The following is a 24,201-nucleotide window of genomic DNA, read 5'->3' as shown; positions in this document are numbered from 1 at the left end:
ATTCAGAAATCGATGTGGCCCGACAGCCCCAGCAGTTCGGGGAGACGTTCACTCAGGTCGGTCATGGAGACCGTGACCTGGGGACGCTCCGGGTCGCGCAACGGTTTGACGGACACCTGTCCGGCCGCCAGTTCCGCCTCACCCAGGATCAGCGCCACCGCCGCGCCGCTGCGATCGGCACGCTTGAGCTGGGCCTTGATACTGCCGCCGCCGCAATTGACCAACAACCGAAGCTCCGGAACGGCCGAGCGCAAGGCCTCGGCCAGGGCCATGCCCGCCGTCACGGTCTCCTCCCCCGCCAGGACCAGATACGCCTGGGGCGGCGCGGACCGAGGCAGGCCGCCATCGTCTTCCAGCAGGCTGAGCAGACGTTCCACGCCCATGGCAAAACCGGCCGCCGGCGTGGCCCGACCGCCGAGCTGGGACACCAAACCATCATAGCGGCCACCGGCGCAGACCGTACCCTGGGCGCCCAGGGCATCGGTGATCCACTCGAACACGGTCCGGCCGTAGTAGTCCAGACCGCGAACCAGACGGGGATTGATGGTGAATTCGACGCCGGCCCGGGTCAGGATGGCCTGCAGGGTCTCGAAGTGGGTTCTTGAAGCCGCGTCCAGATGGTCCAGCAGGCTCGGGGCCGCCTGGATCAGCGGCCGCAGGTCCGGATTCTTGCTGTCCAGAATGCGCAGGGGGTTGGTGTGCAGCCGCTGGCGGGATTCCTCGTCCAGCTGGTCCTGATAGGCCTGGAAATAGGCCACCAAGTGCTCGCGATAGGCGGCGCGGGCCTCCGCGGACCCCAGGCTGTTCAGCTCCAGGCGCACCTGCCGAAGCCCGAGGGATTGCCACATGCGCGCGGTCATAAGGATCAGTTCGGCATCGATGTCGGGGCCTTCCATGCCGAAGGCTTCAACACCGATCTGATGAAACTGGCGGTAGCGGCCCTTCTGGGGCCGCTCGTGACGGAACATGGGACCCATGTACCAGAGTCGCTGCTGCTGATTGTGCAACAGCCCATGCTCCACTCCGGCCCGGACACAACCCGCCGTACCCTCGGGACGCAGGGTCAGGCTGTCGCCGTTGCGATCCTCGAAGGTGTACATCTCCTTGGAGACGATATCCGTCACCTCGCCGATGGAACGGGCGAACAGGTCCGTGCTCTCCACGATGGGAAGGCGGATCTCCTGATAGCCGTAACTGCTCAAGGTATCCCGAATGCGGGATTCCAGCCACTGCCAGGCGCCTGTGTACTCGGGCAGGATGTCGTGCATCCCCCGGATGGATCTAATCTGCCTGCTCATCAATCTCGGATCTGTGTCAAACGGTCGGAACGGCGGCGCGGATGACGCCGACGGCGGACGACGCTATCAGCGCCGCCCCACGGTGAAACGGGCGGTGTTGTCGGCCCGGGTATCTCCGGACATGTCCATGGACTGACCATTGAAGGTCAGACGAACCCCCGGGGCGTTACCCAGGAATACCCGGATGGGCACGGCCCCCTCGATGCGACGCTCGGACCCCTTGCGCATCAGACCCACCAGAAGCCGATTCCCTCCCGCATCGGTGATCTCCACCCAGGAGTCTTCCTCGAAGCGCAATACCAGGCGCCCCTGCCCCGCCGGTGGCGGCGGCTCGGTGGCGACGGGCGCCGCAATGGCCTCGGGCGAAGGCGCTGCCGGCGTCGCCTGGGTTGCGGCGGGCGGCGCCAGGGGCGGTTCCGGGGTTGCCGGGGCGGGAGCGGCGGACTCGACGGCCGGGGACTCCGACTCCGGCGCTTCCAGGGTCGGTACGATCCGGGCGGGAAGCGACGGAACCGAGGGTTCGGCGCTTACCGGCGCGGTCTCCTCGCCACCAGCCTCCGGTTGCGCCGGATCACGGAACAGGTCGCCGGAGAACAGGAACAGGCCGAGGATCAATGCCGCCAGCAGCACCACGCCGATGATGATGACCCAGGGACCCGCGCCGCCCGAAGCGGCGGGAGCGGCGGTCGCCGTGGTGCGCGCCGTGCTCCTGTCGTCGCCGGAAGCGAGCGAGGGCGCGATCTCCAGTCGCTCCCGAAGGGCGCCGGTAGCCTGCTCCAGGGCGCTGATCATGGGCTCCGCATCCACTTCCAGGATCTTGGCGCAGCCGCGCAGATAACCCCGCACATAGGGCGGCTCGGGCAGTTGTTCGAAACGATCCTCTTCCAGGGCTTCCAGGGTTCGCAGCGGCAGATGCAGGCGCGCCGCCAGATCCTCCCGAGCCATGCGGGCCTGCTCGCGGGCGGCCCGCAGCAACGCACCCGGCGAAGCCGCCGCGGGCGAGTGCGTACCCCAGTCTTCTTGTTGCATTCTATCTTCTGCCACGGGATTCGGTTTCCAGCAATCGTGTGGTCTGTTCTGAGTCCGGGAAATCGTTCTTCAAGCGCAGGGCGCAGACCCCGGAGGCATCCCGGTTGCCCAATTCCAGTTCGGCCCGATAGCAGATCCAGAGGGTCTCCGGGGTGTGGGGCATCTGTTCCGTCAGGCGCTGCAGATAGGCACGGGTCTGAAGATAGCGTCCGCGCTCGAAAGTCAGGCGCATCATCTCATACAAGGCGGGGACATGGCGCGGATTGCTTTCCAGCGCCCGCCGGAAATAGCGCTCCGCCTGCTCCTCGTCCGGCTTTTTCAGGATGCAGATGCCCGCGTTGGTCCAGGCCACCTCGGGCGTGGCGTAAAGAGGATTGTCCGCCGCGGCGCGAAACGCCCGATCGGCCTCGTCCAGGCGATCCTGCCGGCACAGGAAGGTCCCGTAGTTGTTCTGTACCAGGGCATTCCCCGGTTCAAGATCCAGGGCGCGCCGGAAGTGACGATCCGCCAGCCGGGGATCACGCAGCCGCTCCTGCAGCAGGGCGTAGGCGGCGTGAACCTGGGCGGACCCGGGATCCTGGGACAGGGCACGATCCAGATTGCCCTTGGCCTGCTCCAGCTGATTGTTGCGCATGTAGTGCAGACCCAGTTCCATGTTCACCTGGGCGGCACGCTGTTCACGCTCCTGGACCTGGGGCGTGACGGCGCAACCGACCAGCAACAGGCCGGTACAGAGCATCAGACCGGGCAGAACAAGGGTCGGCTTCATGGTGGCGCGGCTCCCGGCGGGTTCTCCAACGCGGCAAAGCGCATCACACGGCGACTCCGGTCTTCCACCCGTCCCACCAGCTGACCGCAGGCGGCGTCGATGTCGTCGCCACGGGGACGGCGCGTGATGGTGGTGTAACCGGCCTGCACCAGGATGTCCCGGAACCGGTCGATGGCGGCACCGCTGGAGCGGCGGTAACGGCTTTCCGGAAAGGGATTGAAAGGGATCAGATTGACCTTGCAGGGCACGTCCCGCAACAGGGCCGCCAGTTCCCGGGCCTGGGCCTGGCTGTCGTTGATCCCGTCGAGCAGGACATATTCCACCGTGACCCGGCTGTGATGACCCCCGTTGCCCACATAACGACGGCAGGCCGCCAGCACGTCGGCGATGGGGTACTTGCGGTTCAGGGGCACCAATTGATCGCGCAGGGCGTCATTGGGCGCATGCAGGCTCAGGGCCAGGGCCACCTGCAGACCGGTCTCGCGCAGCCGGTCCAGGGCCGGCACCACGCCGGCGGTGCTGAGGGTGACACGGCGCTTGCTCAGGCCGTAGGCGTTGTCCTCCAGCATCAGGGACATGGCCGCCACCACGGGTTCGAAATTGAGCAGGGGTTCGCCCATGCCCATGAGCACCACGTTGCTCACCACCCGGCTCTGCCCCTCTTCCGGTTGCAGATGGCCACGGGCGGCATGGAGCTGGCCGATGATCTCGGCGGCGGTCAGGTTGCGGTTGAAACCCTGACGGGCGGTGGAACAGAAGCTGCAGTCCAGAGCGCAGCCCACCTGGGAGGACACGCACAGGGTGCCGCGACCTTCCTCGGGAATGAACACGGTCTCGATGCAATTGCCGTCGTCCAGCCGCAGCAACCACTTGTGGGTGCCGTCGCGGGCGGCCTGGGTCATGACGATTTCGGGGGCACGGACCTCGGCATGTTCGGACAGCCAGGCCCGCAGACCCTTGGTCAGGTCCGTCATGGCGGCGAAATCAGTGATGCCCCGCTGGTGGATCCACTTGAGCACCTGCACGGCACGGAAGGGCTTTTCGCCGTGAGCGACGAAGAACCCGGCCAGTTCCTCCCGCGTCATGCCCATCAGATTGGTCTTGGTACTTTCATTCATGGATCTATCCACCGGCGGTGGCCGGAAAAGCATATGGGGCAAGCCCCTGCCGGGGGCGGGCAAACCCGCCCCCGGTTCGGCGTGACGCCGTCCGTCAGCGGGTGCGCTGGCAGAGTTCTTCGGGCTTGAAGAAGAAAGCGATTTCCTGGGCGGCGGTGTCGGCGCCATCGGAACCGTGCACGGCGTTCTCGTCGATGCTGTCGGCGAAATCGGCGCGGATGGTGCCGGGGGCGGCATCCTTGGGATTGGTGGCACCCATCAGTTCACGGTTCTTGGCAACGGCGTCTTCGCCTTCCAGAACCTGCACCATCACCGGACCGCTGATCATGAAGCTCACCAGATCATTGAAGAAGGGGCGCTCCTTGTGCACGGCATAGAAGCCTTCCGCCTGTTCGCGGCTGAGCTGGATCATGCGGGCGGCAACGATGCGCAGGCCGGCCTTCTCGAAGCGGCTGTAGATCTCGCCGATCACGTTCTTGGCGACGGCATCGGGCTTGATGATGGAAATGGTGCGTTCAACAGCCATGGAATGGAACTCCGATATGGGATATGGAAGTGCAAGATTGCAACGCAGGCCGTCATGACCTGCGTCAAGGGAAGAAGATTGCATCGTGATGCAGAGGGGGAATGTTACCTTGCGGGGCGGGTGACAGACAATGACCCGGCACCGAAGGCGGCACGGACAAGCCCGGCTCCGGAAGGAAAAACCGATCGCGGGAGAACGGCGACCCTAGCCGTCGTACTCCTCCATCCAGGCCAGTTGCACGGCCTCCAGGATGCGCTCGCCGCAACGCTCCGGATCATCCTCGAAATCCGGCAGGGCCATGATCCAGTTGCGCAGGTCGACGAAATTCACCTGGGTCGGATTCACGTCCGGATGGGCCTCCTGCAGGGCCAGGGCGATGTCCAGACTATCGGTCCATTTCAAGCTCATGGGGCAGCCTCCTAGTGATGCTCGGACACCTGATTGATGGTGTAACGGGGAATCTCCACCACCAGATCCCGATCCCCCACGCGGGCCTGACAGGAGAGGCGCGAATCCGGCTCCAGGCCCCAGGCCCGGTCCAGCAGGTCTTCCTCGTCCTCGGTGGCCTCATCGAGGCTGTCCAGTCCCTCCCGCACATAGACATGGCAGGTGGTGCAGGCACAGGACTTCTCGCAGGCATGCTCGATCTCGATGCCGTTGGCCAGGGCGGCATCGCAGATGGAGGTCCCGGACTCCACCTCGACGGCAGCCCCCTCGGGACAGATCTCCTCGTGGGGAAGAAAGATGATTTGCGGCATGTGGTCGTTCACTCCCAGCTGGGTTTATTCGAATTCCTCGACACGATGGCCGGACATGGCCTTGCGGACGCTCTCGTTCATGCGCCGGGCGACGAAGGATTCGCCGGCCTTCTCCACCTCGGCAATGGCCCGGCGGATGGCCTCGTGATCCTCTCCCCGGCGCGCCTCCAGCAATGTGCGACTGGCCGCGCGGATGCCCTCCAGCTCGTCCGGATCCAGCAGATGCCCATCGGCGGCCAGGGCCGATTCCAGGGCTTCCAGGACCCGGTCCGCCTCCACCTGTTGTTCCCGCAGGCGACGGGCCTGCATGTCCTCGGCGGCATGGCTGCGGGAATCGGTGAGCATGGACTCGATCTCGCCGTCGGTGAGACCGTAGGACGGCTTCACCTCGATGCCGGCCTGTACCCCGCTGACCATTTCCCGGGCCGTCACATTGAGCAGGCCATCCGCATCCACCTGGTAGGTCACTCGCACCCGGGCGGCCCCCGCCACCATGGGCGGAATCCCGGACAGGGTGAAACGGGCCAGGGAACGGTTGTGGTCCACCAGATCCCGCTCGCCCTGAACCACATGCAGGGCCATGGCCGTCTGACCATCCTTGAAGGTGGTGAATTCCTGGGCGCGGGCCACGGGGATGGTGGTATTGCGGGGGATCAGATGCTCCACCAGGCCGCCCATGGTCTCGATGCCCAGGGACAGGGGAATCACGTCCAGCAGCAGCATCTCGTCGCCGGGCTTGTTACCGGCCAGGATGTCCGCCTGCAGGGCGGCCCCCACGGCCACCACCTTGTCCGGATCGATGTCCACCCGGGGTTCGCGGCCGAAGAACTCCCCGACCCGCTCCCGCACCCTCGGCACCCGGGTGGAACCGCCCACCATGACCACGTCGGTGATCTCCTCGCGGCTCACCCCGGCATCCCGCATCGCCCGCCGACAGGCGGACAGGGCCTTGCTGATCAGGGGGTCGATGAGACAGTTCATCTGGTGGCAGGTCATGCAGCCGGTCCAGTATTCGGAGTCCGAGCGGGCCACCCGCAACTGGGCCTCGTCACGATCGGTGAGGGCTTCCTTGACGGCGCAGGCGTCCAGGATGAGCTGGCGCATGCGGTGATGCCCCGCGTCGCCCTCGATGCCCGCCTCCTGCATCATCCAGGCGGCGATGGCGCGGTCAAAATCGTCCCCCCCCAGGGCGCTGTCGCCGCCGGTGGCCAGGACCTCGAACACCCCCTTGTGCAGGCGCAGGATGGAGATATCGAACGTCCCCCCACCCAGATCGAACACGGCGATCAGGCCTTCATGGCCCTGGTCCAGACCGTAGGCGATGGCGGCGGCGGTGGGCTCGTTCAACAGACGATACACGTTCAGACCGGCCAGACGGGCGGCATCCTTGGTGGCCTGGCGCTGGGCATCGTCGAAATAGGCGGGCACGGTGATCACGGCCCCGTCCAGATCCCCGCCCAGGGAGGCTTCTGCCCGCCCGCGCAGGGCCTTGAGGATCTCGGCGGAGACCTCCACCGGGGTCACCTCCCCGGCCTGGGTACGGATGCGGGGCACGCCGCCCTCGCCCGGCGCGAAATCGTAGGGAACATGCCCGGCCAGGGTCTTGAGATCGCCCACGCCGCGCCCCATCAGGCGCTTGACCGAAGACAGGGTGTTGAGGGGATCCAGGGCAGCCAGGCGCCGGGCCTCATGCCCCACCAGCACCCGGCCCTCGGTCCCGTAATGCACCACCGAAGGCAGCAGGTGAAGGCCGGCCTCGTCGGGCAGGGTTTCGGCCACCCCGTTGCGCACGGTCGCCACCAGGGAATTGGTGGTCCCCAGGTCGATCCCCACCGCGAGACGTCGCTGATGGGGGTCCGGCGACATGCCGGGTTCGGAGATCTGCAATAGCGCCATGGCAAGTTGAATCCGTCTTGATGGTTTCTGGGGGATACCCCGGTTCAGGGCAGGTCGTCTTCCAGACGCTCGCGGATGCGCTCCAACTCCTCACGCAGACGATTGAAGAACCGCAGCTTGAGGACCTGCTCCCGGGCCTGTTCCAGGTCATCGGCGGCCCAGGCGGCCTCGAAGGCCCTGATCAGGGCATCGTGACGATCATCGATGTCCGCCGCCGCCCGATCCAGGGCGGCAAAGGGATCGGCGGCATCCGGCACCGCTTCCAGGGTCTCGCGGAGCGCCATCTGGTCCATGAGAAAGTCGGGATCGGTGGCGGTGGCCCGGTCGTCATCCACCGCCACGCCCCGCAGACCGAGCAGGTAGCGTGCCCGCCGGGTGTCGTCCCGAAGGGTGGCATAAGCCTCGTTCACATGGGACGCCCCCTGCACCGCCAGACGGCGCTGTGCCTCCGGCGCCTTGGCAAAGCGGTCAGGGTGCAGTTCGGTCTGCAAGGTGCGATAGGCCCGGGACAAGGCCTCCCGATCGATGCGAAACTGCCTCGGCAGGCCCAGCAGGGCAAAGTAATCCCGCCCGAAATCCAGCAACGGACCGCTGGACGCCCCCGGCTCAGACATTGAAGCTCTCTCCGCAACCGCAGCGGGAGTTCTCGTTGGGGTTCTTGAACCGGAACCCTTCGTTAAGGCCTTCACGGGTGTAATCCAGCTCGGTGCCGTCCAGATAGACCAGGCTGCGGGGGTTGATCACCACCTTCACGCCCTTGTCTTCGAAGACGGTATCACCCTCGTCCAGTTCGTCCACGAACTCCATGATGTAAGCCATGCCGGAGCACCCGGTGGTCTTCACGCCCAGGCGCAGGCCGATGCCCTTGCCCCGCTTTTCCATGAAGTTGCGCACCCGGTCGGCGGCGGTATCGGTCAATGTGATGGCCATGACTCTTGCTCTCCTTATCAGGCGGTTTCAGCGTCGATCGCGCCGCCGGATTTCTTGCGATAGTCGGCAATGGCGGCCTTGATGGCATCCTCGGCCAGCACCGAGCAATGGATCTTCACCGGCGGCAGGGCCAGTTCCTCGGCGATCTCGGTGTTCTTGATGGCCGCGGCCTCCTCCAGGGTCTTGCCCTTGACCCACTCGGTCAACAGGCTGGAACTGGCAATGGCGGAACCGCAGCCATAGGTCTTGAACATGGCCTCCTCGATGACCCCGGCGTCGTTGACGCGGATCTGCAGCTTCATCACATCCCCGCAGGCCGGGGCGCCCACCATGCCGGTCCCCACCTGGGGGTCCGCCTTGTCCAGGGAACCCACGTTGCGGGGATTTTCATAGTGGTCAATGACTTTATCGCTGTAGGCCATTTCCGGTTACCTCTCCAAATAAAATGTCTTCACGCCCCGCGGGGCAGGCACTGCGCGGGATCAATGGGCGACCCACGCCACCGATTTCAGATCCACGCCTTCCTGATACATCTCCCAGAGCGGCGAGAGTTCGCGCAACTTCTGTACCGCCCCGCGGACCAGGGCAATGGTGCGATCAATGTCTTCCTGGGTGGTATAGCGCCCGACGGAGAAACGAATGGAACTGTGGGCCAGTTCGTCGTCGCGGCCCAGGGCGCGCAACACATAGGAAGGTTCCAGGCTGGCACTGGTGCAGGCGGAACCGGAGGACACGGCGATATCCTTGAGCGCCATGATCAGGCTCTCGCCCTCGACGAAATTGAAGGAGACATTGAGGCTGCCCGCCACCCGGCGCTCGGCATCGCCGTTGAGATAGACTTCCTCCATGTCCGACAGGCCGGCCCAGAGACGGTCGCGCAACAGGCGCAGACGCTGGTTTTCCTGGGCCATCTCCTCCCGAGCGATACGAAAAGCCTCGCCCATGCCGACGATCTGGTGGGGCGCAAGGGTACCGGAGCGCATGCCCCGCTCATGGCCGCCGCCGTGCATCTGGGCCTCGATCCGCACCCGGGGCTTGCGACGCACATAAAGGGCGCCCACGCCCTTGGGGCCGTAGCTCTTGTGGGCGGAGAAGCTCATGAGGTCGACGGGGAGCCTGGCCAGATCGATGTCCACCTTGCCGGTGGACTGGGCCGCATCCACGTGATAGAGGATGCCGCGGGCACGGGTGAGATTGCCGATGGCCTCGATGTCCTGGATCACGCCGATCTCGTTGTTCACGTGCATCACGGACACCAGCACGGTGTCGTCACGCAGGGCGGCCTCCAGCCGGCCCAGGTCGAGCAGGCCATTGGGCTCCGGGTCCAGGTAGGTCACCTCAAAGCCTTCCCGCTCCAACTGGCGACAGGTGTCCAGGACGGCCTTGTGCTCCGTCTTCATGGTGACGATATGGCGTCCCTTCTTCTGGTAGAAATGGGCCGCGCCCTTGATGGCCAGGTTGTCCGCCTCGGTGGCGCCGCTGGTCCAGACGATCTCCCGGGGGTCGGCGCCCACCAGGGCAGCCACCTGCTCGCGGGCTTCCTCCACCGCCTTTTCCGCCTCCCAGCCGAAGGGATGGGAACGGGAGGCAGGGTTGCCGAACAGGCCGTCGATGGTGAGATGGCGGGCCATCTTTTCCGCCACCCGTTCATCCACCGGGGTGGTGGCGGCATAGTCCAGGTAGATGGGTCGGTTGTTCTCGCTCACGGCTTCACTCCTGGGCCTGTTCATTCCACGGACTGGGACGCAAGCCCGGCGCCGGCGCCACTGCGGCTACCGGAAGGCTGGCGTGACATGATGCTGTCCTGACGGGCGGCCACTTCCTGAACGCCGTTGCGGCGCATGACATCGGCCAGGGTGATGTTGGCCAGGAAATTGTGGATCTGGGCGCTCAGATCGGACCACAGATCATGGGTGAGACAGCGATGGCTGTCCTGGCAGTCCACGGTGCCGCCGCAGCGGGTGGTATCCACTTTCTCGTCCACCGCCGAAATGACATCGGCAATGGCCAGTTCATTCGCCGGTCTGCTCAGGGTATAGCCCCCGCCGGGACCGCGGGTACTGACCACGAGACCGCGCTTTCTCAGGCGCGCAAAAAGTTGTTCCAGATAGGATAGTGAGATACCCTGTCGGCCCGAGATATCCGCCAGGGAGATCGGTCCCTGGTCGTTGTGGATCGCCAGATCCAGCATTGCCGTCACGGCATAGCGCCCCTTCGTTGTCAGTCTCATTGCCTCTCTCCCGTATGATCCGTCCGGGTATGCTAACAATACCTTATCTTTTTGGTCAAGTATTAACGCCCCGCCGTGACTCGGCACTGTCCTGCCCCTGAGCGGACGGGCCAGCCAAATCCCCCAGTTCATCCGCCTGGATCTCCTGAATGTGGGAGTCATCCACCTGCGCCCCCAGGGCCTTGAGGGCATGGCAGTTCTCGTCCATGCGCTGATCCAGGGTATGCAGATGATCCAGGATGCGGGTAATGGCCGTGGCCACCGGGTCCGGCATGTCCTGGGTGGTGCCGTAGGCATCGAACCCCATCTTCAGGGCCATGTCCTCCCGGCGTCGGTCCTCGTCACTTCTGGGCGTGATGATGCGCCCGGGAATACCGACCACCGTGGCCCCGGGAGGCACGTCCCGCAGCACCACCGCGTTGGAACCGACCCGGGCCCCCTCGCCGATGCGGATGGGGCCGAGGATCTTGGCCCCCGCCCCCACCACCACGTTGTTCTCCAGGGTGGGATGACGCTTGCCCTTGCCCCACGAGGTGCCGCCGAGGGTCACGCCGTGGTAGAGGGTGCAGTCGTCACCGATCTCGGCGGTCTCGCCGATCACCACCCCCATGCCGTGGTCAATGAAGAAACGTCGGCCGATGGTGGCCCCCGGGTGAATCTCGATTCCGGTCAGCCAGCGCCCCAAAAAGGCCAGATAGCGGGCCAGCCAGCACAGGCGCAGGCGCCACAGCCCATGGCTCAGGCGGTGCAGCAGCAGGGCATGCAGCCCCGGATAGGTGGTGAGCACTTCGAAGGTATGCCGGGCGGCCGGGTCCCGGTCGAAGACACAGCGAATATCGTCGCGCAGGCGTTGGAACATGAAGGGTCCTGATGGCCGGCCCGCGGAAACACGGCCGGCATGGGTCTTTTTGGGGCCATTGTACCCCGATCTTCAGGGCTTGCCAGAGTGTTTCGGTGGGCCTTTGGCCGCCTGGGTCAGGATGCCCCGCAGGATGTTCACCTCGTTGATGGTGGGATCGGCCTTGGCAAACAGGCGCCGCAACCGCCGCATCAGGTGCCTGGGGTTGTCCGGATCCAGAAACTCCAGCAACAACAGCGTCTCCTCCAGATGGGCATAAAGCCGCTCCAGCTCTTCGTGACTGGCGGGCAGTTCCCCACCGGTGGGCGCCGGTGCCGATGCGGGCGCATGGGCCAGGGCGGCCATGCGCAACTCATAGCTGAGCACCTGCACGGCAGCCGCCAGATTCAGAGAGCTGTATTCGGGATTGGAAGGGATATGGATCAGGGCCTGGCAGCGATCCAGTTCCTCATTGGTCAGCCCGGTCCGCTCTCGCCCGAACAGCACGGCCACCGGCCCCGTCGGGACGGCTTCGAGCAGTCTGGCCGCCGCCTGTCTGGGGTCCAGTTCGGGCCAGCGAAGGGTGCGCTGGCGGGCACTGGTACCCAGCACCAGGCGACAACCCGCCAGCGCCTCGTCCAGATCATCCACCACCTGGGCACCGGCCAGCAGGTCATCGGCCCCGGAAGCCCGGGCCGTGGCCTCGGCGCTGGGATAATCCTGGGGGGCCACCAGCCGAAGGTCCGACAGGCCCATGTTCTTCATGGCCCGGGCCACCCCGCCCACATTGCCCGGATGGGAGGTATTGACGAGCACGATCCGGACCGGATTCAGTAATTCCATGGGTTCAGTTATCATCTATGGCTACGTATCTTCTTTGATCTCCCCGCGGCCTGCACGGTCGCGGTCCTGTTTCCCAGCCCATCCCGGAAGTCTTCCATGCATCCCTTGCTCAATATCGCCGTCAAGGCGGCCCGCGCCGCGGGACAGGTCATCGTACGCCATGCGGATCGGCTCGATACCGTCACCATCCAGGACAAGCAACCCAACGACTTCGTGACCGAAGTGGATCGCATGGCGGAACGGGAGATTATACGCGTGATCCACCGGGCCTACCCCGGTCACGCCATCCTGGCGGAAGAAAGCGGCACCCAGGGCAGCCACGAGGAATTCCAGTGGGTGATCGACCCCCTGGACGGCACCACCAACTACCTCCACGGCATCCCCCAGTACGCGGTCTCCATCGCCCTCAAACAAAAGGGACGCCTGGAACACGGGGTGGTATACGATCCGGTCAAGGAAGAACTGTTCGCCGCCAGCCGCGGCGCCGGTGCCACCCTCAACAATCGACGCATTCGCGTGACCCAGCCCCGGGACATGACCGGCGTCCTGCTGGGCACCGGCATCCCCTTCCGGGAAGACCAGAACCTGGACTACTACCTGCGCACCCTGAGCGTCCTGCTGCCGGGCACCGCCGGCGTGCGTCGCGCCGGGGCGGCTTCACTGGATCTGGCCTATGTGGCCGCCGGTCGACTGGATGGTTTCTGGGAAATCGGCCTGCACGAGTGGGACATGGCGGCCGGCGTACTGATGGTACAGGAGGCCGGCGGCCTGGTGAGCGACCTCAAGGGCGGCCCCGACTATCTGGCCACCGGCAACGTGGTGGCCGCCGGCCCCAAGGTGTTCAAGGGCATGCTGCAGCGGCTCAATCCGGTAGTGAACCGGGCGTGAAATTGCACGGGTTTATCGGCCGAGAAGCCCGTTCCTCGAATACCCCCCGATCTTCCTGATCCTCGGCCAATGCCATACCAGGACTTCCAAATGGCTCGATACGCCGCGCTTTGCGCGGCGTGCTATCGCTGTCACTCTCGCGCCCGGCTTTCATCACCCGAAAAACCGATCCAGTGCAGGAAGGATTGATGCTGCGCAGGATAGCGGCGTTCGAACTCGCTGTGGATCCGATTGTTATGTTTCTTTGCCTATGATAGGGTGTGTATATAGCAGAGATTAATACACATAGGTGATTTATGAGAACCAACATTGTTATAGATGACAAGCTAATGATGGATGCCCTTAAAGCCTCTGGCCTGAGCCTGGGATATCCCCACGAATTCATGCAGGGATCCCGGCGGCAAACACGGTTCGTATGGTCGATCTGATGCGCTGTAATGTGTCGTCGAGGATGTTGGCGGATTCTCGCCACAAGACTCTCAAACCCAGGAAGAAGTGGGACAATACCCGTCGCTTGGCCGTGTTTGGCTGGTAATGGCGATGGCGCCCCTCATGCTCGGCCGCCAGGCCCACCAACCAGGCCGCGAAGCTGGCCAGGGCGGCAATCAGCAACAGCACGTCAAATCGTTGCGCGGAGCGGGAACGGGAACGATTCACGCCTAACCCATAATGCTCATTCTTGCTGGCTCGAAAATCCTCTTCAATCTGCATCCTCAGCGAATAGAGGGCGATCACCCGTTCGGTGATCTTCGACCCTCCAGTCAGGGAGGTGGCAATCACCCAAGGTTCCCGTTCGCCTGCTGCATGCGCGCGACTCTTGCCACTCTGGGCGCGCTGGCCAGACCGGGTCGCATGAATGCGACCTTGGAGAGTCTTACGCAGGCCATACACCTCACACACCAGGGAGTCGTCTCGGGTCATGGCAAAGGCGCCCATGTAAGTCGGCTGATTCTCATCCAGCAAGTACCCCAGTTGGCGGGTATTGAGCCAAGTGCTTTCCTCCGGCCGGGTCATCTGGACCAGGCCTCGCGCTCGGCCCACCCAGTCCCAGCCCAAGGCCTCCACGGCGCGAAACCAGGGTTTCTTGAAACCGGCGTCCGTGACGATCACCGGGCAAACTCCGGCAGGCAGGATCTCCGAGAGGTTTTTCAAAAAGTTCTCCTGGATCTGTCGGTTAGCGTACTTGGCTTGAGGATGGCACTCCTGGTACACGGTTCTTCCCTGGCCGCCCACGGGCACCGACGCTCGCAACACGTGAATGCTCTCATCCACGGCGACCGGCGACCAATCCACCAAAATCACCGGGCGTTCTTCCTGTCCAATCAGCCAGTGGGCCATGGCCTGATAAACGGTCACCGCGTCTCGATGCATCCTGAGGTTACCCACGAGCCGATCCATCTGTTTGATGCTCGCCTTCTCGGTGATCGGTCGCCGCGATGCCCGGCCAAGACCGGTGACCGAGGTGGTCTGCCCATCCAGGGCCGCCGCCGTGGCGGTCAGCAGCGCGTTGAAGCGGGTGCGGTGAATGGATTGACAAGCAACCCCCAGGTTTGCGTGAATCAGGTCCGTGGCGTGCATCGGTTTGTTTCGTGGCTCTTTTTCGGCTTCGCAACCTTAAAGAAACACGATCTTGCCGGTGCATGTCCACCCGCCTTTCCTTATCCCACTGTTTCACAAGGAAATTCGCCCGCAAAACGTGGGGATACTTCAGGGTCTGACCTCAGCACTTTCACCTCGTCCAGGGGCAGGCCCGTGGTCTGGGCGATCTGCTCGTCTGTGAGCAGATCCAGCTTGAGCAGGTTGATGGCCGCCAGACGCTGGCCTTCCTGACGCCCCTTCTGTCGCTCCTTCTCCGCCCACGTCTGAAGATTTTCCGCCAGCATCGCATTGTCCTCCACCAAACTGTTGATCTGTTCCAGCGCCTGCTCCGCCTCGGCACCCAGCCGCCTGAGGTGACGCTTGAGCCAACGGGTGATCACCTCGTCCAGCCGGGCCTTCTCCGGGTGTGCCCGGATGCGCGCCGCCAGCCGTTTCACCGCGCCCTGCAGGGCCTCCACGTCCTTCGACGCCTTCTCCACCTCGAAAATCCCGCTCAGCGGCGTATCCCGCTCCGCCAGCTCGTCCTCGGTGAAGGCCGATTCGTTCACCAGATAGTAGCGCAGGTGAGGCTGATAGACCCGCAGGAAAACCGGCGGTTCCGGCCGGATCATCCGGTAAATGTCCGCCTTCGCCGTCCAGCGCTTCGAGCCGTTGTACAGTACCACCGGAAAGATCGGCGGCATCCCCTTGCGGGCCGTCGTGACCTTCGTCTTGATCAGGTGGTCGTAGAAGCAGGCCACGTAATGCAACATCCGGATCGGCAGGCGATGATCCACCGTGGACTGGAATTCCAGCAGCAGGTACACGAATACCCGCTGCCTGATGCCCTCCCAGTTCACTTCCACCGACCAGACCTTGTCTTCGAATTTTTCATTGAACAGCGGCGTGATGTAGTTGCCACTGTGGTCCGTCAGGGTGGAGAAATCCATCATCCCCGACACTTCCGGCGGGGCAAACCCCTCGATCAGCTGGCGAACCAGCTCCGGGTAGCTGAACAGTTCCTTGTAGCCCGTGTCGTGGTGGTTGACCATGCGGCGTCCTGGGTGGAGATCAGTCCGTAGTGTGCCATAGCCCCGGCTTGGCCGGTCCTCCGCCGAGGGATAACCTGTCGCGGAGGACAAGGCGATCCTGGTACGCCGTCATCAACAATTCCAAAGAGCCCGACAGCTTCGCCCGGAGCGCTGGAGTGGAAAGACTCGTAACTGGTCACATGTCGATACCGTCACCATGAATCCTGAGCGCGTTGCTCAAGATCAGCCACTGAAAATGGCTGCATAACTGATGTGCTCTCAGGCGACAACTTCATTGACAGCCGCCGTTCGGCATTACTTTCGATGGGCCCAGTAGTACGGCTCGCGATGGAGGTGCATTACCGCCAGGATCACCAATTCGTTGCCGCTTACGTCGTGATGGTAAATGACTCCATACGGGAATCGGCGGACAAGACACCGGCGAATGCCTTCTTCAATAAAAGGCCACATATTGGGATGTTCTGAGGTTCGCTCTATCGCCGCATATACCTCGGCCGCGAATTGGTACCCAAGTGTCGTTTCTCGCTCCTCGTAATAATCAATTGCGAGTCGAAACTCCTCCCGAGCTTCTGGATGGAACGAGAACCTCATCACGAGAACCGCTTCCAGATCTCTTCAAAGACCTCCTCTCCAGGTACCGGCTTGATCGTACCTGAACGGATCTCATCCAACCGTCGCTTGGCTACTTCCGCCCACTTCTTGTCGATTTCCGACTCCGGTGGATTCAGGCTCTTGAGCACCGAGTCGGCTACCCGCGCACGCTCCTCCACAGGTAGTGATTCGATTTCTCGCAACAAGTCTTCTGTTTTCATGGCACCTACTCCACAGAGAACTCTAATAAGTTTACTGCTTTTCTGGCTTTGCACCTGACCGCCCTTCTACTTGCCGAACGCCCGAGCACAGCGGCACGAACGAAGTGAGTGTCCGGTGCCGCAGGCACGAACTGCTACGACTTGTGTACGCCCGGCATGGGCATGAACTGATGGGGTGAAAGTCCCCTGTAGGAGTACCTGTGATGTCCACACTGTGGACCAACGTAACTACTAGCCGACGGCAAGGGCGGCCCCGTGAGGGTCTGTCTGGAGGAAGCCCGAGCGCAAAAGTGCGAGCCGACGGACAGAAACCGCATAGAAGGCTCAGTCCCCGGGCGAGTCAGCACAAGGTGACAAAGCCCATCAGGTGCAGGGGATAGGGTAAATGCGGCGGTTGTGCACTGAAAGTTCATGTCCTTATCCGGGGAGATCTGTTCCGCATGCGGCCCGTGCCGCCATGGGAGTCGAACTGAGGCCCAGTCCGAAAGGACTGGATACGCCATCGAACCCTACCATGGCTGTGGTCGCCATGGGAGCCGGACTGAGGGCCAGCCCGAAAGGACTGGGCATCCCACCGGACCCTACCGCGACCCGGGCAGCGCGTCCAACGGCAACGTTCGACGTGACGGAGCAGAGGTCAGCCGAGGCCATAGTCATCGCACGCCCGTGGACGGGCCTCGCGGTGAAGGGCCGAACATGAGAAGACAAGGCGGAGCCGTGGATTGCTCGCACGCGTCGTCGAACCCGTCCGGGGGAGACGCGTCGCGGCGTGATGCCACGCAGCCAGCCTTGCACGACGACCTGATGGAGCGGGTGCTGGCAAGCGAGAACATGCGACGGGCATGGAAGCGGGTGAAAGCCAACAGGGGCGCCCCCGGTGTCGATGGGATGCACATCGAGGACTTCCCTGAGTTCGCACGTTCGAACCTGCCGGTCATCCGCCAAGCCTTGCGTGATGGCACGTACCGGCCACAACCGGTGCGACGAGTGACCCTTCCCAAACCCGATGGGGGCGAGCGACTGCTTGGCATCCCGACGGTGACGGATCGGGTCATTCAACAGGCCATGGCGCAAGCTCTGGGGCCGATCTTCGATCCAGGATTCTCGGATTCGAGTTTCGGCTTCCGACCCGGACGCTCCGCCCATGGAGCACTGAGGCGGATACAAACCCATATCGCTGATGGCTACCGCATCGCCGTCGACCTGGACCTGGCGAAGTTCTTCGACACGGTCCAGCACGACATCCTGATGGCCCGAGTGGGCCGCAAGGTGCGCGATAAGCGGCTGCTGGCGTTGATCGGCGAGTATCTGCGGGCGGGTGTGCGGGTCGGGGATACCCTTGAGGCAACGGCGATCGGGACACCCCAGGGTGGCCCCCTGTCGCCCTTGCTGGCCAATATCCTTCTGGATGACCTGGACAAGGAACTGGAAGCGCGAGGGCATCGGTTCGTCCGGTATGCGGACGACCTGCTGATCCTCGTGCGGAGCCACCGCGCCGGGGAACGGGTCATGGCGAGCGTGTCTCGCTTCCTGACCGGCACCCTCAAGCTGGTGGTCAATCCGCACAAGAGCCGCGTGGTCAGGACCAACGACTGCCAATTCCTGGGATTCACCTTCCGGGGAGCAAAGCTGCGATGGTCCGAGCGCGCCTACCAGGACTTCCGTTACCGGCTGAGAAAGCTCACCGGCCGGAGCTGGGGCGTGTCCATGGACTACCGGCTCAAGACGCTGACGGAATATGTCCGTGGTTGGATGGGCTACTTCGGCATCTCGGACTACTATCGGCCTATCCCCGAGCTGGACCACTGGCTGCGACGACGTATCCGCATGTGCTACTGGAAACAGTGGCGCGGGGTGCGAAACCGTATCCGCCACCTGCTGGCCCTGGGAACGCCAAAACGCGCCGCCATCTGGACAGGCATGAGCTCCAAAAGCTACTGGCACCTGTCCCGATCTCTCGGCACCCAGACCGGGATGACCAATGACTGGCTGCAATGCCAAGGCTTGATCAGCATCCGCGATCAATGGATGAAAGCGCATGGTTATACCTGAAATCGTCGTGTGCTCCCTTCTTATGAACCGCCTAGTGCGGACCCGCATGCTAGGTGGTGTGGGGAGGGCGGGCTAAACACCCGCCCTTACCCGATTATGCACTGACAGCATCTATTCTGACTTTAGTTTTGGTGTAGTTTATTGGCGGATACTCACCGTGATTTTGAAAGTACCACCACAAAAACTGCCCTTCAGCACCAAGCAGAGTGTCTCCAAACTTGCGGTAATCACAAAAGGCGATTTCTATTGCCCCGTAATTTTTTATTACCATGTCAAATTTCAACGAGTTGGCTTTCGATGTGGCATGCAGGTTTGCATGGCGGAAATATCTGGATTTAAAGCTGGTTTTTGTTTGGCCTATGTAAAGGATGCAACTCTCTCCATTGAGGCGAGGCACTGGCTTTGAGGACAAGAAAAAATAGACTATGTTTTTTGCCTGAGCAGCCACTTCCGAGCCATAAACATTTTCAAAAGCGGACCTTGAAAGCTCATTGATTTGACCCGGTAGGCGCTCAAATTTGGTCACCAAAGATGGCAAGTCATGCTTTGTAATCAAACCTACTACTCCGTACTCAGATGATCTGATAAATGGGTAGACCCATCAGGCAGCCACTCAATGCTCAAAACACCATCACCAAAACGAACTATCCCTTCTTTTTTGGGCAACTCATTACATTGGCCTCGGTGTGCAATAAAATCATCGAGAAGCTCAATAAGATGCAGCTTAAAACCAGACTCCGTAACCTGATCGAAAATATCTTCTTCAAGTGTCCAAGAAGTACCACTCAAGCGGTCTTCATCATCTTCCGCACGGAGTAACTGTTCAGGCTCCCTGCCCGCAGTCTGCCCATTTTTCCCACGATAGGCTATCTTGTCCTGTATGAAGCTCCAGCGTCCTACACAAGCGGAACTCGACGGCATGACCCATGCGCAGAAGGATGCGCTGATCATGCAGTTGTTCGATGCCTTGGAGATGCTGAGTGCCCGGTTGGCGGCCCTGGAGGCGAAGGTCGAGAGGAACAGCCGCAACTCCAGCAAGCCGCCATCTATAGTGGACCCCGATATCTAGACAGCAGTTTAAGCTCTGAGTGGGGGGCTGAATCGGGATACTAACAAGATGACTGAAAAACGGAAGAGAAACACGTACAACGCTGAATTCAAGGCGAAAGTTGGTCTTGAGGCGATTCAGGGGGTCAAGACCGTCAACGAGATCGGTCAAGCCTACGGGGTCCATCCCGCCCAAGTGACCCAGTGGAAGAAGGCGATCCTCGAGCAGGCTGGCACGCTCTTCGAAGGCAAGCGGGGCCCCAAGCCAGTGTCGGAAAAGGATGCCCCGGACCGTCTCTACGGTGAGATTGGGCGCCTGAAGATGGAACTCGATTGGCTCAAAAAAAAGTCCGGGATCAACCTGCCGTGAACCGTCAAGACTGGATTGACGCGGGTGGCGAGATCTCCATCGTTCGCCAGTGTGCGCTGGCCGGGGTTTCCCGGGCGACCGTGTATGCGCGCTGGCGTTTGTCACCGGATGAGGCCGGCGACCTGCTGCTGTGTGGACTCATCGACGAGATCTACACACGACGGCCGTTCTACGGGAGTCGGCGCATGGTGGTCGAGCTGCGGACCCAGGGCCATAAGGTCAACCGTAAGTGTGTCCAGCGCCTGATGCGTCGGATGGGGTTGGCGGCGATCGCGCCGGGTCCGCATACCAGTCGTCCGCACCCGCAGCACAAGGTTTATCCGTATCGGCTGCGTGGCGTTGTGGTCAACCGGCCCAACCAGGTTTGGAGTACCGACATCACCTACATCCGTCTGGCTCAGGGCTTCGCCTACTTGGTCGCGATCCTGGACTGGTACAGCCGCAAGGTCTTGAGTTGGCGGCTCAGCAACACCATGGATACGACCTTCTGCGTTGACTGCCTCGAAGAGGCCCTGCAGCTGTACGGGCCACCGGAGATCTTCAACAGTGACCAGGGCTCGCAGTTCACGGCTGACTCGTTCACTGGCGTGCTCAAGCGAGAGGGAGTCACTATCAGCATGGATGGCCGCGGAAGGGCCTTTGACAACATCTTCGTCGAGCGACTCTGGCGGACGGTGAAATATGAAGACGTCTACCTCAAGGGCTACGCCAATCTCAAGGAAGTCACGCTGGGACTGATGGACTACTTCGCGTTCTACAACGGCGAACGCCCCCACGCGGCTCTGGCGAACGAGACACCGGATACGGTCTATCGGAACCGGCAGGGCGGAGGCGCACTGATCGTGGATAAGTACGGCCCGTCGGCTGTGACGCCACCCAGTGAAACCGCAGTACCAGGGCAGCGCTGTTCCGCTGCGAGCGAACCCCAAGCTATTGCTTAAACTCGTACTCTTTCTGTCTTGACGATGGGGTCCACTTTAATCCTCGGATGGCCTGCGCAAAGGTCCGGCGCAGCCGCGGCAAAAGGGCCAAAGAGCCAGTGGCGGCCAAAAAGGCCACAAAGGCGCTACCCGGCAGATGGTGGATAACCCCGATGCGGTGGAGGAGCTGCTGCCCCGGGGTCGCTGCGCGTGTGGTTGCGAACTGGGAGTCTTGCCGGCCACGATGAAGGAACGTCGCCAGCAGATTGAAATTCCCGAACCCCGGTCCATTTGTACCGAATTCCGCCGGATGCAGGTGGTGTGCGGCTGTGGCCGCCGTCATCTGGGTGAGTTTCCGGCGGGGGTAACGCCCAACGTGAGCTATGGTCCGCGCCTGAAGGCCTATGCGATTGGCCTGAACCAGGGGCATTTTGTCGCCTTGCAGCGTACCCGTCAGATTCTGGGAGACCAGTATGGCGTGGCGCCGTCTGCAGGGACGTTGCAGAACTGGATTCTGGGGATGGCCGATGGACTGGAGGCGACCTATCAGGCGGCCGGTGAGCAGATTCGTCGGGCCGCCGTGGCCCATTTCGATGAGAGTGGGTTGCGGGTGCAGGGTCGGCTGCACTGGCTCCACGTCGCGGCTACGACCGATGCGGTGTACTACACGGCCCACACCAAGCGGGGGCATGAGGCCATGAATGAGGCCGGTATCCTTCCCCATTTCAAAGGGGTGGCGGTGCATGATCACTGGGCTCCCTACTGGCGCTACAAGGACTGCGCGCATGTTCTGTGCAATGCCCATCATCTTCGAGAATTGAACTACAGCGATGAACTCACCGGCCATCTTTGGCCGCGACGGCTCCGAGAGTCGCTGATCCAGGCCAACGACGCCGTGACACAGGCCAAGGCAAAAGGCCTGACCCGCTTGCCAAGCGACCAGGTCGAGGCCTTTCTCAAGGCCTACGACGAGCAGGTGGCCGAGGGATTGGCGGCCAAGCCGGTCAAAGTGCCTGATGATGGCAGCCAGCGCCGTATCAAGCAGCATCCCGCCACCAACCTGCTCGTGAGGCTGCGTGACTTTCGCGAGTCCATCTGGCGCTTCCTGACTGATTGGCGAATCCCCTTCACCAACAACCTCGCCGAGCGGATGGTGCGCCCCATCAAGGTGAAGCTGAAAGTCATCGGCGGCTTCCGGGCCATGGGGGGCACTCGGGCTTTCTGCATCATTCGCTCGGTATGGGAAACCAGCAAGCTACGCGGACAGAACCCCTTCGAAGTCCTCCGGCTGGCTGCGACAGCCTGAACAGCTACCGCACGGAAAACCACCTCTCCTGTAACTTTTACAATGTCTGAATGTTGTTCGGCCAACGAGGCAAGACGTGCAGCTTCAAAATTTTGATCGAAATTTGACATACCTTTTCCTTTTTGCTCATTGCTCTTTCAGCTTACGCGACCTGAGCGACAGACTGCGTCGCAGATGTGCATAATGCAAAGCACACGGGTGACGACCGCGCAGCGGTTGGCATCCCAGCGACCAACGGGAGCGAGAGATGCGTATTGTTAGCTAACAACTGAATCAGAATAGGTAAGAATTTAAATTCTATCACCATGTTCTATACAATCTAGTGTTGCAATGATTGCAAACATGTAATCGCCTACTATCGACAGCTGAGAACAACCCCCAGCTTCTAATGCTTGAACTATTGCACTTAAAACACTTTATACCTTTCATTGTTTTACAATCGGGATTATTTTCTAAATATTCATCCAAAGTGAGATGAGATTCCCAAGAAAGGATGGCATTTTGCTCTTGCATTACGGGTTTTATAAAAAATAAGAAAAATATTCCCCCACCCACGACCAAACCCAATATGGGATGCATAAAATAGAAGAAAAAGCCGAATACAAGAGCAACAAAACTCACGAGAATAAAATTCATATTTTACAAGCCTCCATTTGCACTCTGTTTTTTAAATAAAGCTAACAGTAGATTAGACAGAATCGGCCCTTCCCAGGAAAGACAGATTCCGCATAGCATGGCTTCAGATCTTGAGATCTTGCCACCCATCCCCAAAGTATTGCATCATCGGGCAACAGTTTCGCCTCACCCAGGATTGGAGCCAAGGACATGGCTAACTCCCCTCTTACGGACAAAGAGCGTATTTTCTGGTCCCGCTTCAGCAAACACCTGATTCAAGAAGGAATCAAGCCTGAATCGGTGCGCTGGTATCGGATTCGGGCGGAGCAGTTCATCCGTGCTTTTCCCCACCAGAGACTGGCTTCCCTCACCCCTGACGATGTCTCGGCCTATCTGCTCAGGTTGGGCGAATCGCCCAACCTGAAGCCCTGGCAGTACCTCCAGGTCGTCGATGCTATACAGATTCTGTATAAGTTGGCACGCACGGAATGGAGTGAAACGTTCGACTGGGACTACTGGCGCGCTTCGGCCAAGGCGCTGGAACCACAGCACGCGACGCTGGCCCGAGAATATGTGCCTCTCACATCTGCGGAGTTTGTCCGGCATGTGGGTGACAAACGCTTTGCGCCCTTGATCCTTTCCCATCAGCCTGTTTTTGAAAAACTGATTGCTGTGATGCGAACCCGCAACATGTCCATCAGGACGGAAAAATCCTATATGGGCTGGATCTGCAGATTCATCCACCATTGCGATGGCCAGGCCCCCACCAGTCTGGGGGCTGCACAGGTGGCTGATTTCCTCCAGTATCTTGCAGTCACGCGCAATGTCGCCGTCAGCACTCAGAACCAAGCCTTGAACGCGCTGGTCTTTCTGTTCAATAAAGTGCTTGAACAACCCCTTGGCGATATTGGTCCCTTTTGCAGGGCGAAACGCCCCAGGCGATTGCCCACGGTGCTCTCCCGGGAAGAAGTGCGGCGCATGCTTGGCGAACTGACGGGGGTTCCCTGGCTGGTCGCCTCTTTGCTCTACGGGACCGGCATGAGACTGATGGAATGCCTGCGGCTTCGCGTACAGGACGTGGAATTTGAACGAAGCTTGATCATGGTGAGATCCGGCAAAGGGAACAGGGGCCGTCGCGGCGGTCTCGCCGTCAGAAGCCCCCTGGATGCCTGAAACACCTCGCGCCCCTCGCTGCCTGTCCAGCGGGGGCTTCCTTGGATAACCGCCCTCTCCTGCCCTGCCACCCCATTCGGGTCGCACGGGTTCCCTGTACTCCATGTCCCTTTCCGCTGCTTGATCCTGGGGTCGAGATTAGCGAATTTTGTG

At 61.7% G+C, this 24,201-nt stretch carries 26 protein-coding genes and 1 pseudogene; 6 read left to right on the top strand and 21 right to left on the bottom strand.

Annotation, left to right across the window (positions count from 1 at the left end; genetic code table 11):
- Positions 1–2: 2 nt before the first annotated feature.
- From hisS to trmJ, 15 genes are all read right to left on the bottom strand, one after another.
- A complete protein-coding gene (gene hisS / locus ACLF6L_RS05005; protein ID WP_412852497.1) occupies positions 3–1,298 on the bottom strand; it encodes a histidine--tRNA ligase in 1,296 nt (431 codons plus the stop codon).
- A 66-nt stretch (positions 1,299–1,364) separates the two neighbouring features.
- Positions 1,365–2,327 (bottom strand): helix-turn-helix domain-containing protein, encoded by a 963-nt coding sequence (locus ACLF6L_RS05000; RefSeq protein ID WP_412852496.1) that lies wholly within the window; start codon positions 2,325–2,327, stop codon positions 1,365–1,367.
- A 1-nt stretch (position 2,328) separates the two neighbouring features.
- Positions 2,329–3,096 (bottom strand): type IV pilus biogenesis/stability protein PilW, encoded by a 768-nt coding sequence (pilW, locus tag ACLF6L_RS04995; RefSeq protein ID WP_412852495.1) that lies wholly within the window; start codon positions 3,094–3,096, stop codon positions 2,329–2,331.
- Entirely contained in the window at positions 3,093–4,214 is a 1,122-nt protein-coding gene (gene rlmN, locus ACLF6L_RS04990) for a 23S rRNA (adenine(2503)-C(2))-methyltransferase RlmN (protein ID WP_412852494.1), read from the bottom strand. The genes pilW and rlmN overlap by 4 nt, the downstream gene beginning before the upstream one ends.
- A gap of 94 nt (positions 4,215–4,308) precedes the next feature.
- Entirely contained in the window at positions 4,309–4,740 is a 432-nt protein-coding gene (gene ndk / locus ACLF6L_RS04985) for a nucleoside-diphosphate kinase (protein WP_008933117.1), read from the bottom strand.
- Positions 4,741–4,944: 204 nt separating this feature from the next.
- Complete coding sequence (gene iscX, locus ACLF6L_RS04980; RefSeq protein WP_238618182.1) at positions 4,945–5,142, bottom strand: Fe-S cluster assembly protein IscX; 198 nt, start codon at positions 5,140–5,142, stop codon at positions 4,945–4,947.
- 17 nt (positions 5,143–5,159) lie between these two features.
- On the bottom strand, positions 5,160–5,498 hold the full coding sequence (fdx, locus tag ACLF6L_RS04975; protein ID WP_040405983.1) for an ISC system 2Fe-2S type ferredoxin: 339 nt from the start codon (positions 5,496–5,498) through the stop codon (positions 5,160–5,162).
- A gap of 24 nt (positions 5,499–5,522) precedes the next feature.
- Positions 5,523–7,394, bottom strand: a complete 1,872-nt coding sequence (gene hscA / locus ACLF6L_RS04970) for a Fe-S protein assembly chaperone HscA (RefSeq protein ID WP_412852493.1) — start codon at positions 7,392–7,394, stop codon at positions 5,523–5,525.
- Positions 7,395–7,438: 44 nt separating this feature from the next.
- On the bottom strand, positions 7,439–8,008 hold the full coding sequence (gene hscB, locus ACLF6L_RS04965; RefSeq protein WP_008933113.1) for a Fe-S protein assembly co-chaperone HscB: 570 nt from the start codon (positions 8,006–8,008) through the stop codon (positions 7,439–7,441).
- The gene (iscA, locus tag ACLF6L_RS04960) at positions 8,001–8,324 is read right to left on the bottom strand and encodes an iron-sulfur cluster assembly protein IscA (protein ID WP_008933112.1); all 324 of its coding nucleotides are present in this window, start codon (positions 8,322–8,324) and stop codon (positions 8,001–8,003) included. Before iscA ends, hscB begins: the two co-directional genes overlap by 8 nt.
- Before the next feature lie 17 nt (positions 8,325–8,341).
- Positions 8,342–8,746, bottom strand: a complete 405-nt coding sequence (iscU, locus tag ACLF6L_RS04955; RefSeq protein WP_008933111.1) for a Fe-S cluster assembly scaffold IscU — start codon at positions 8,744–8,746, stop codon at positions 8,342–8,344.
- A 60-nt stretch (positions 8,747–8,806) separates the two neighbouring features.
- Positions 8,807–10,054 carry an IscS subfamily cysteine desulfurase gene (locus tag ACLF6L_RS04950; RefSeq protein ID WP_210386930.1) on the bottom strand — a complete coding sequence of 416 codons (1,248 nt, stop codon included), beginning with the start codon at positions 10,052–10,054 and terminating at the stop codon, positions 8,807–8,809.
- Positions 10,051–10,554 (bottom strand): Rrf2 family transcriptional regulator, encoded by a 504-nt coding sequence (locus ACLF6L_RS04945; protein ID WP_238618121.1) that lies wholly within the window; start codon positions 10,552–10,554, stop codon positions 10,051–10,053. Before ACLF6L_RS04945 ends, ACLF6L_RS04950 begins: the two co-directional genes overlap by 4 nt.
- Positions 10,555–10,609: 55 nt before the next feature.
- Complete coding sequence (gene cysE / locus ACLF6L_RS04940) at positions 10,610–11,413, bottom strand: serine O-acetyltransferase (protein ID WP_238618120.1); 804 nt, start codon at positions 11,411–11,413, stop codon at positions 10,610–10,612.
- 72 nt (positions 11,414–11,485) lie between these two features.
- On the bottom strand, positions 11,486–12,235 hold the full coding sequence (trmJ, locus tag ACLF6L_RS04935) for a tRNA (cytosine(32)/uridine(32)-2'-O)-methyltransferase TrmJ (protein ID WP_238618119.1): 750 nt from the start codon (positions 12,233–12,235) through the stop codon (positions 11,486–11,488).
- Positions 12,236–12,331: 96 nt separating this feature from the next.
- On the opposite strand from trmJ, the gene ACLF6L_RS04930 reads away from it, so the two are divergent.
- Positions 12,332–13,123 carry an inositol monophosphatase family protein gene (locus ACLF6L_RS04930; RefSeq protein ID WP_412852492.1) on the top strand — a complete coding sequence of 264 codons (792 nt, stop codon included), beginning with the start codon at positions 12,332–12,334 and terminating at the stop codon, positions 13,121–13,123.
- Between the two features lie 381 nt (positions 13,124–13,504).
- Here the strand turns inward: ACLF6L_RS04930 and ACLF6L_RS04925 are convergent, their stop codons facing one another.
- From ACLF6L_RS04925 to ACLF6L_RS04910, 4 genes are all read right to left on the bottom strand, one after another.
- Positions 13,505–14,701 carry an IS4 family transposase gene (locus ACLF6L_RS04925; RefSeq protein ID WP_412852491.1) on the bottom strand — a complete coding sequence of 399 codons (1,197 nt, stop codon included), beginning with the start codon at positions 14,699–14,701 and terminating at the stop codon, positions 13,505–13,507.
- A gap of 80 nt (positions 14,702–14,781) precedes the next feature.
- On the bottom strand, positions 14,782–15,753 hold the full coding sequence (locus ACLF6L_RS04920) for an Rpn family recombination-promoting nuclease/putative transposase (RefSeq protein WP_412852490.1): 972 nt from the start codon (positions 15,751–15,753) through the stop codon (positions 14,782–14,784).
- A 294-nt stretch (positions 15,754–16,047) separates the two neighbouring features.
- Positions 16,048–16,344 carry a type II toxin-antitoxin system RelE/ParE family toxin gene (locus tag ACLF6L_RS04915; protein WP_238618114.1) on the bottom strand — a complete coding sequence of 99 codons (297 nt, stop codon included), beginning with the start codon at positions 16,342–16,344 and terminating at the stop codon, positions 16,048–16,050.
- Positions 16,344–16,565: an addiction module protein gene (locus ACLF6L_RS04910; protein WP_238618113.1), complete on the bottom strand. Its 222-nt coding sequence runs from the start codon at positions 16,563–16,565 to the stop codon at positions 16,344–16,346. Before ACLF6L_RS04910 ends, ACLF6L_RS04915 begins: the two co-directional genes overlap by 1 nt.
- A 789-nt stretch (positions 16,566–17,354) precedes the next feature.
- Between ACLF6L_RS04910 and ltrA the strand changes: the two genes are divergently transcribed.
- Positions 17,355–18,617, top strand: coding sequence for a group II intron reverse transcriptase/maturase (gene ltrA, locus ACLF6L_RS04905; protein WP_412852489.1), 1,263 nt, complete (start codon positions 17,355–17,357; stop codon positions 18,615–18,617).
- A gap of 94 nt (positions 18,618–18,711) precedes the next feature.
- Here ltrA and ACLF6L_RS04900 read toward each other — a convergent pair whose 3' ends face one another.
- Positions 18,712–19,173: a hypothetical protein gene (locus ACLF6L_RS04900; protein WP_412852488.1), complete on the bottom strand. Its 462-nt coding sequence runs from the start codon at positions 19,171–19,173 to the stop codon at positions 18,712–18,714.
- 5 nt (positions 19,174–19,178) lie between these two features.
- Complete coding sequence (locus tag ACLF6L_RS04895; protein WP_412852487.1) at positions 19,179–19,538, bottom strand: hypothetical protein; 360 nt, start codon at positions 19,536–19,538, stop codon at positions 19,179–19,181.
- Here ACLF6L_RS04895 and ACLF6L_RS04890 point away from each other — a divergent pair.
- The 4 genes and pseudogenes from ACLF6L_RS04890 (at position 19,537) to ACLF6L_RS04875 (ending at position 24,048) form a co-directional block, all read left to right on the top strand.
- Positions 19,537–19,686 (top strand): DUF6444 domain-containing protein, encoded by a 150-nt coding sequence (locus ACLF6L_RS04890; RefSeq protein WP_412852486.1) that lies wholly within the window; start codon positions 19,537–19,539, stop codon positions 19,684–19,686. The two genes, ACLF6L_RS04895 and ACLF6L_RS04890, sit on opposite strands and share 2 nt — an antisense overlap.
- A gap of 48 nt (positions 19,687–19,734) precedes the next feature.
- Positions 19,735–20,975 (top strand): annotated as a pseudogene (locus ACLF6L_RS04885) (IS3 family transposase).
- A 136-nt stretch (positions 20,976–21,111) separates the two neighbouring features.
- Entirely contained in the window at positions 21,112–22,260 is a 1,149-nt protein-coding gene (gene tnpC, locus ACLF6L_RS04880) for an IS66 family transposase (RefSeq protein WP_412852485.1), read from the top strand.
- Positions 22,261–23,085: 825 nt separating this feature from the next.
- Complete coding sequence (locus tag ACLF6L_RS04875) at positions 23,086–24,048, top strand: phage integrase N-terminal SAM-like domain-containing protein (RefSeq protein ID WP_412852484.1); 963 nt, start codon at positions 23,086–23,088, stop codon at positions 24,046–24,048.
- The last annotated feature ends 153 nt before the right edge of the window (positions 24,049–24,201 follow it).

Source organism: Ectothiorhodospira shaposhnikovii (assembly GCF_047222355.1).
GTDB lineage: Bacteria > Pseudomonadota > Gammaproteobacteria > Ectothiorhodospirales > Ectothiorhodospiraceae > Ectothiorhodospira.
The sequence above is the reverse complement of the archived record's forward strand: the minus strand, read 5'-3'. Positions and strand labels throughout refer to the sequence as shown.